7 protein-coding genes and 2 tRNA genes are annotated in these 7,599 nt (G+C 72.0%); 7 read left to right on the forward strand and 2 right to left on the reverse strand.

The features are described from left to right. Nucleotides 1-288: 288 nt before the first annotated feature. Nucleotides 289-1,515, forward strand: coding sequence for a PP2C family protein-serine/threonine phosphatase (locus tag ACFV04_RS21470; RefSeq protein ID WP_360265371.1), 1,227 nt, complete (start codon nt 289-291; stop codon nt 1,513-1,515). Between the two features lie 495 nt (nt 1,516-2,010). Next, entirely contained in the window at nt 2,011-2,208 is a 198-nt protein-coding gene (locus tag ACFV04_RS21475) for a hypothetical protein (protein WP_030058274.1), read from the forward strand. 54 nt (nt 2,209-2,262) lie between these two features. Here ACFV04_RS21475 and ACFV04_RS21480 read toward each other — a convergent pair whose 3' ends face one another. Continuing rightward, entirely contained in the window at nt 2,263-3,054 is a 792-nt protein-coding gene (locus ACFV04_RS21480; RefSeq protein WP_380346003.1) for a DUF6348 family protein, read from the reverse strand. 206 nt (nt 3,055-3,260) lie between these two features. Here ACFV04_RS21480 and ACFV04_RS21485 point away from each other — a divergent pair, with 206 nt between their 5' ends. Then, nucleotides 3,261-3,842, forward strand: coding sequence for a hypothetical protein (locus ACFV04_RS21485; protein WP_380346005.1), 582 nt, complete (start codon nt 3,261-3,263; stop codon nt 3,840-3,842). A gap of 86 nt (nt 3,843-3,928) precedes the next feature. Here the strand turns inward: ACFV04_RS21485 and ACFV04_RS21490 are convergent. Beyond that, a tRNA-Gly gene (locus tag ACFV04_RS21490) sits at nt 3,929-3,999 on the reverse strand. Nucleotides 4,000-4,182: 183 nt separating this feature from the next. Here ACFV04_RS21490 and ACFV04_RS21495 point away from each other — a divergent pair. The 4 genes from ACFV04_RS21495 to ACFV04_RS21510 all read left to right on the forward strand — a co-directional run bounded on the left by ACFV04_RS21495 (nt 4,183) and on the right by ACFV04_RS21510 (nt 7,531). After that, a tRNA-Pro gene (locus ACFV04_RS21495) sits at nt 4,183-4,256 on the forward strand. Between the two features lie 293 nt (nt 4,257-4,549). Next, nucleotides 4,550-5,926, forward strand: a complete 1,377-nt coding sequence (gene tig / locus ACFV04_RS21500) for a trigger factor (RefSeq protein ID WP_380346007.1) — start codon at nt 4,550-4,552, stop codon at nt 5,924-5,926. 268 nt (nt 5,927-6,194) lie between these two features. Then, on the forward strand, nt 6,195-6,812 hold the full coding sequence (locus tag ACFV04_RS21505; protein ID WP_360265466.1) for an ATP-dependent Clp protease proteolytic subunit: 618 nt from the start codon (nt 6,195-6,197) through the stop codon (nt 6,810-6,812). A gap of 56 nt (nt 6,813-6,868) precedes the next feature. Then, entirely contained in the window at nt 6,869-7,531 is a 663-nt protein-coding gene (locus ACFV04_RS21510) for an ATP-dependent Clp protease proteolytic subunit (RefSeq protein WP_329931164.1), read from the forward strand. The last annotated feature ends 68 nt before the right edge of the window (nt 7,532-7,599 follow it).

The raw sequence follows: 7,599 nt of genomic DNA on the forward strand, positions 1-7,599 counted from the left end.
GGGCCCGCCCCCCCGCCGGCCGGGCCCGCGCCGCCGCCGTTCCCGGGGCGGCCGCGACGGCCTCCCGACCTGTGGGATCGGCCACAGGCCCCGGCGCGCGAACGGCGCCGCGCGCGGGGCACGCACGCCACCCGCTCGTTTCGTACGCCCAACCGGCGTACGCCTCCTGACGGCGCGACCGCGACCCTCCCGATCGGCCGAAACCCACTGAGCGCCTCGCGCTCCGGCGCACCCGCCCGCGTCCGAGCCGTCGACGCCGGGCCGTGCCCGTGGATAGGGTCGGTCCCCATGGCTGGCAGACCGCCGGGCGCACCGCCCCAGACGACTGCGACGAGGCCCGGCGCCACCCCGGCGTCCGAGCCCGTGACGGCCCGGTTGCGCAAGAGGCTCCGCCGGGTCCGCCGAAGGCTGCGCACGGCCGGTGTGGACTACTTCCGCGGCGGCGCCGCCGACTGGCCGGTGCTCTGCGCGCTCGCCCTGCTCGTCCCGCTGCTGATCCTGCTCAACATCTGGATCCCCGACTGGGCCCCGCCCACCTCCCTGGTCCTGCCGATCCTGGCCGGCGCGCTGCTGCTGCGCCCCGGCAGCCTGGTGGTGCTCTACGCGCTGGCCGCGCTGGGGCTGTCCGCCGAGTCCGTGATCCACACCGGCCAGCGGGTCGCCAGCGACAACCCGGAGGCGTACACCTACGGCGTGACCCCGGGCGCCGCCCTGGTGGTCGGCGCCGCCGGGGTGGGCGGCCTGCTGCTGGCCCAGTTCCGGGCCCGGGTCGGCGTGCCCTGGTGGGGCGGCTCCACCATGCTGTTCGACCTGCGCGAGCGGCTGCGGGTGCAGAGCCGGGTGCCCGCGCTCCCGGCCGGCTGGCACGCGGACATGGCGCTGCGACCGGCCGGCGGCCAGTCCTTCTCCGGGGACTTCGTGGTCGCCGCCCGGACCGGCCCGGGCCGGCGGCTGCTGGAGGTGGTCCTCGCGGACGTCTCCGGCAAGGGCATGGACGCCGGGTCCCGCGCGCTGCTGCTCTCGGGCGCCTTCGGCGGCCTGGTCGGCTCGCTGCCCGCGCACGACTTCCTGCCCGCCGCCAACGGCTACCTGCTGCGCCAGTCCTGGGAGGAGGGCTTCGCGACCGCCGTCCACCTGGTGCTCGACCTGGACACCGGCGAGTACGAGCTGCTGTCGGCCGGGCACCTGCCGGGCATGCAGCGGCTCGCGGGTGCCGGCCGCTGGGAGGTCAAGGAGGCCGAGGGTCCGCTGCTCGGCATCTACGACGGCGCCAAGTTCGAGGGCGTGCGCGGCCGGCTGAACCGGGGCGACGTCCTGATGCTGTGCACCGACGGCATGGTGGAGGCACCCGGCCGGGACCTCACGGAGGGCATGGACCGGCTGATGGGAGAGGCGGACCGGCTGGTGCCCGGCGGCGGGCCGGGTGCCGGCGCGGGCGCCGCGGCCGCGCTGATCGAGACCGTCGCCCGGGACATCAACGACGACCGCGCGGTGCTGCTGCTCTGGCGCGACTGAGCGGAACGCGGCGCGACCGGGCGGGTGTGTCCGGCACATGCCGTGGGCAGCAACTGTCAAGCCTGGCAGCTGATCTTCGGCCAAATCGGACGGCCCGTCGGCGGACCGGACCAGCGGCTTCCGTTAACCGCCCCCGACCGCTTCCCGGCCGCTCAGCACGGCCCCGCCGACGATTCGTCAGGGCCGCTCGGCTATCGTCCCGGTCGGCGGAAACTCGTCTCGCATCGCAGGATATCGGGGTCGGGCCGACGGACAGACCTTTACGCAATCGGCACGGTCGACCACACTGAGTCCGGGCGGGACTGTTCAGGATTCGGGGGATAGGGGGCGTCACGTGCGGCACGACAGACAGCGGTCGACCGTGGGCTCCCTCACCGGCGGTGTGTCGGACGGTCCGCGATTCCGCCTCGGGACCGTGGGACATGCCGGGGTCCGGCTTTCGCTGGTGTCGCCGGGTGGTGGCACCCCGCTATGAAAACGAGGAAGTGAGTCCGGGTGGCACTCTCCGTCTCCGCGCTGGTCCTGTTCGCGATCCTGAGCATCATCTTCATCCGCAACAAGCAGATGAAGATCCCGCACGCGATCGTCGCCGCCCTGTTCGGCTTCATGCTGCACGAGACCACGGTCGCGACCTCGATCAACTCCCTGCTGGCCAACCTCGCCCACAGCATCTCCAGCATCACCGGAGGCTGATCCCGGCGCAGCGCCCGCCCCGGCCGCTCACCGGGGCGAGTCGGCGGGCAGCCGTCACCGGCCGGCCCGTCTCGCCTCCCGCCAACGAGCGAACAAACCCCGGGGGCGCGCCGCCGCCGGGGTCCGGACGCGCATCGGTGCGGGTGCTGCGGCACCCGCCGGCGCGGCCTGCTCGGGCACTTCCCGTTCGGCCATCAGCAGGACGAACAGCCGTGCCCAGCACAGCCGTTCACCCCGCGGCCAGTCCAGCGCGCGCAGCGCCGCCGACGCCGCCTCGGACACCTCGCCGCCCACCCGGACCTCGGCGACGTCGTCCCCCGCCTTCCCGCCCAGGAAGAGCTTGACGCCGACCGGTCCCGACCCGGTCAACTCCGGCCGCAGCGCGGGCGCCAGCGCCGGGAGCACCCGGTTCTCGGCGAGCCAGCCCGCCAGGTGCTCGTTGCCGAAGCCGAACACCGCCGCCGGCCCCTGGACCGCGCGCCAGCCCGGGAGTTCGGGAAGGTCGGGGTGGTCGGCGTGCACCCCGCGCCCCTCCGCCAGCTCGACCAGCACCGAGGCGGTGGTGGTCGCCCACATCCGCACCGCGTTGGCGAGCTTCTCCTCCTCGGTCTTGCCCAGGCCGGCCGCGCAGTCCCACACCACCGGGGCGTCCGCCCGGCCGAGTTGCAGCACGAAGCCGAGGTCCACGTGCCCGGCGCCGTCGTTTCCGGGGTGCTCGCGCACCGCCACCGCCGTGGTGCCCGGGCCCCGCACGACCTCGCCGTCCAGGCGGAACACCTGGCCCAGTCGCGCCATCTCCCGCACCACGCAGTGCTGTATGACGGCCAGTCGCTCCTGCGGACCCACCGGGACTCCTCCACCTCGGGAGCGCGGCTCGGGCTCGCGCTCGGACTGAGCTCGCGCTCGAACCTGCGCTCGAACGCCGCCGAGGCTATCGGCCCGGAACCCAACCGGGAAACCGTTCGGACGGCGGGCCCCTCCGGTCGCGAAAATGTCCCTGATGCACCACTTTGGGCAGCGGAAACCGAAAGCCGTCCGCCCGGAGAACCCGCATGCCCCGCACCGCCCGCCCGACGAACCCGACACCCCCGACGAACCCGACACCCCCGACGGCCCGGCCCCGGCCGCTCCTGATCCACCCGGACGGCTCCGGCCTGGTCGCCGAGATCGAGGCGTACCTCGCCTCGCTGCCCGCCCCCGCCCGCATCCACGCGCCGTACACCTGCCCCCACGGCAGCACCCCGCAGCCCTGGCACGCCGGCCACCCGACCCCCAGGGCCACCCTGCTCGACCGGGCGCTGCGCCGCCCCGCCCGCCCCGTCCCGGTCACCGCCGCCGGCCACCTCCGGCTCGCCTCCCGCTACATCGGCGCCCACGGCTGGCTCCAGGGCGCGATGTGGGACGCGGCGGGCCGGGTCTGCCTGCTCGGCGCCCAGGCCGCCGTCCTGGCGTACGGCTACGGCACCCCGGCCACCGTCCGTACGGCCCGGGTCCAGCTGATGGAGGTGCTGCACGGCACCGGCCGCCCGGCGCGCTCCCCGGACGAGTTCAACGACCGCCCCACCACCCGGGAGGGTGACATCCACCTGCTCCTCGACCGGGCCGCCGCCCGGGCCGCCCGCCTGGGGCTCTGAGCCGCACCGGGCCCGGTCCGCCGTGCGGGGGCCCCGGAAGCGCAGCCGGCCCCGGTGCGCTGAGCGCGCACCGGGGCCGGGCGAAGAGCGGGCGACGAGAATCGAACTCGCGTGACTAGTTTGGAAGACTAGGGCTCTACCATTGAGCTACGCCCGCGCGACCCCCCAGCCGTCACCGGCCGGAAGTTCGGGCAACAGCGTACCTGGTCCGGCGGCCCGCGTGCACACCCCGTTTTCGCACTCCCCCCGCGCGCCCGCGCGGTCGGTGCCGTTGTCGCGCCCGCGCGGAAATAGTCGGCGAGCCGAACAGGCCTGCCGTGTACGCTTCCTCTCGGCACCACGGGGTGTGGCGCAGTTTGGTAGCGCGTCCGCTTTGGGAGCGGAAGGCCGTCGGTTCGAATCCGGCCACCCCGACAGTGCGGCAGGGTCTCGTCCACGGGGGCGGGGCCCTGTTCTGTTCGGCCGCTACGGTGCCGCCTGGCGTCCGCCTTTCGTGGTACCGGTAGGATGGGGCGCTGGCGGTAGTCCCTGTGGCGGAAACCCAGGTCAACCGCACGAGGGCGAGGAGTCAAGCTCACCGTCCACCCCACGGGAGATGCAGCTCCAACCGCCCATCGCCCGTCTCGTCCGACCCACCCGTACGGCTCAGGCCGGGCGGTCGGGCCGGGCGGAGACAACCTGACCGCAAGCCCATAGGAGACCAAACCGTGAAGAGCGCCGTCGAGACTCTGAACCCGACCCGGGTTCGACTCACCGTCGAGGTGCCCTTCGAGGAGCTCAAGCCCAGCCTCGACGCGGCGTACAAGAAGATCAACCAGCAGGTCACGGTTCCGGGCTTCCGCAAGGGCAAGATCCCGGCTCGCGTCATCGACCAGCGCTTCGGCCGTGGTGCCGTGCTGGAGGAGGCCGTCAACGACGCCCTGCCGCGCTTCTACACGCAGGCCGTCGACGAGGGCAAGATCGAGGTCCTCGGCCAGCCCGACATCACCAACATCGAGGGTGTCGAGAAGATCGCCGACGGCGGTGACCTGAAGTTCACCGCCGAGGTGGACATCCGCCCGGAGATCACCCTCCCGGAGTTCTCCTCCATCGAGGTGGCCGTCGACCCGATCGCCGTCTCCGACGAGGACATCGAGAAGTCGCTGGAGCAGCTGCGTGAGCGCTTCTCCTCGGTCAAGGACGTCGAGCGCGCCGCGGCCGCCGGTGACATCGTGGTCGTCGACCTCGTCGCCAAGGTCGACGGCGAGGTGCCGGACGACGGCACCGCCGCCGGCGTCAGCTACGAGATCGGCTCGGGCCGCCTGATCGACGGCATCGACGAGGCCGTCGTCGGCCTGTCCGCCGGCGAGGAGAAGACCTTCGAGACCGAGCTCAAGGGTGGCACCCAGGCGGGCAAGACCTCCGAGGTCACCGTCACCGTCACGGCCGTCCAGGAGAAGGAGCTGCCGGAGCTGGACGACGAGTTCGCCCAGCTGGCCAGCGAGTTCGACACCCTGGAGGAGCTGCGCGCCGACTCCCGCAAGCGCCTGGAGCGCATGAAGGAGTACGACCAGGCCACCCAGGCCCAGGAGAAGGTGCTGGACGCCCTGCTGGCGCTGGTCGAGATCGAGTACCCCGAGAAGCTCCTCGCGGACGAGATCCAGACCCGCAAGCACAACGTCGAGCACCACCAGCTGGAGCCGATGGGCCTGAACCTCGACACCTACCTGGAGACCCAGGGCAAGACCCTCGAGGAGTGGGAGGCGGAGATCGAGGAGCAGGCGAAGAAGGGCATCAAGACCCAGTTCGTCCTGGACCAGATCGTCGCCGACGAGGAGCTGGGTGTTAACCAGGAGGAGCTGACCGAGCACCTCATCCGCCGCGCCGCCGGTTCGGGCCTCACCCCCGACCAGTTCGCGCAGCAGGTCGTCCAGGGTGGCCAGGTGCCGCTGCTGGTCGGCGAGGTCGCCCGCGGCAAGGCGCTGGCCACCGTGGTCGAGGCCGCCAAGGTCGTCGACACCGAGGGCAACGAGATCAACTTCGACGACGAGGACGAGACGGGCGAGACCGTCGAGGCCGCCGCCGAGGAGAAGACCGAGGCCTGAGCCCCGGCAGCCCACTGAGGCGCACAGCGGGCCCGGACGCCGTCATGGTGTCCGGGCCCGCCGTCTTCCCTCCCGCGGGCCGCCGCGACCCTGCGCTCACAGCGAACAGTTCTGCGTGAGGGATTCTGCGGCCGGGGCCGCGCGTTAGGGTCCTTGGACAGCAACAATCACGACGTGATACCCGGAAGCTGTGCGACATCGTGACGGCCGTGGAACGGCCCTCCAAAACGACTGAGCAGGTGGCTAAGTGACGTTCCCGCAGATGCAGATGCCTGGCCCGCTGGCACCGCACGCCGCCGCTGGTGACGTGCTCGGCGGCCTTGGCGACCAGGTCTACAACCGGCTGCTCAACGAGCGGATCATCTTCCTCGGCCAGCAGGTCGACGACGACATCGCCAACAAGATCACCGCCCAGCTGCTGCTGCTGGCCGCGGACCCGGAAAAGGACATCTTCCTCTACATCAACTCCCCGGGCGGCTCGATCTCGGCCGGCATGGCGATCTACGACACCATGCAGTACATCAAGAACGACGTCGTCACCATCGCGATGGGCATGGCCGCCTCCATGGGCCAGTTCCTGCTGACCGCGGGCGCCAAGGGCAAGCGCTTCTCGCTGCCGAACGCCAACATCCTGATGCACCAGCCCTCCGCGGGCCTCGGCGGCTCCGCCACCGACATCCGCATCCAGGCCGAGCAGCTCCTCCGCACCAAGAAGCGGATGTCCGAGCTGATCGCCTTCCACAGCGGCCAGTCCTTCGAGCAGATCACCAGGGACTCCGACCGCGACCGCTGGTTCACGCCGGAGGAGGCCCTGGAGTACGGCCTGATCGACGCGATCATGCACAGCGCCGCGGACGTCCCCGGCGGCGGCGGCACGGGCGCCTGAGCCTCGGCCCGGCCCACGAGACCACAGCCCCAACGCCCCGGAGGACCAGAATCCCCATGAACATCCCCAGCCTGTCGGCCGCCCAGGCCCGCGTCGAGGACATGCGCGCCGAGGGCCGCTACATCGTCCCGCGCTTCGTCGAGCGCACCACCCAGGGCATCCGCGAGTACGACCCGTACGCCAAGCTGTTCGAGGAGCGCATCATCTTCCTCGGCTCGCAGGTCGACGACGTCTCGGCGAACGACATCATGGCGCAGCTGCTGTGCCTGGAGTCGATGGACCCGGACCGCGAGATCCAGATGTACATCAACTCGCCCGGCGGCTCGTTCACGGCCCTCACGGCCATCTACGACACCATGCAGTACGTGAAGCCGGACATCACCACGGTCTGCATGGGCCAGGCGGCCTCCGCCGCGGCCGTGCTGCTCGCCGCCGGCACCCCCGGCAAGCGGATGGCGCTGCCGAACGCCCGGATCCTGATCCACCAGCCGTACACCGAGACCGGCCGCGGCCAGGTGTCCGACCTGGAGATCCAGGCCAAGGAGATCTTCCGGATGCGCGAGCAGCTGGAGCAGATGCTCTCCAAGCACTCCAACAAGTCGGTGGAGCAGGTGCGCGAGGACATCGAGCGCGACAAGATCCTGACCGCCGAGGAGGCCGCCGAGTACGGCCTGGTCGACCAGATCATCTCCACCCGCAAGACCTCGCTGACCTCCTGAGGCCGGCTCCCTCCGGGCCCGGGAACGGGCCGGAGGGACACGTCGGGGCGGGGCGCGCACTCCTGGTG

The sequence above is a fragment of the Kitasatospora sp. NPDC059599 genome (assembly GCF_042735125.1).
GTDB lineage: Bacteria > Actinomycetota > Actinomycetes > Streptomycetales > Streptomycetaceae > Kitasatospora.

Coding starts and splice junctions, on each gene's coding strand:
- ACFV04_RS21470 (WP_360265371.1), top strand. CDS start 289: ATGGCTGGCAGACCGCCGGGCGCACCGCCCCAGACGACTGCGACGAGG.
- ACFV04_RS21485 (WP_380346005.1), top strand. CDS start 3,261: ATGCCCCGCACCGCCCGCCCGACGAACCCGACACCCCCGACGAACCCG.
- ACFV04_RS21505 (WP_360265466.1), top strand. CDS start 6,195: ATGCCTGGCCCGCTGGCACCGCACGCCGCCGCTGGTGACGTGCTCGGC.
- ACFV04_RS21510 (WP_329931164.1), top strand. CDS start 6,869: ATGAACATCCCCAGCCTGTCGGCCGCCCAGGCCCGCGTCGAGGACATG.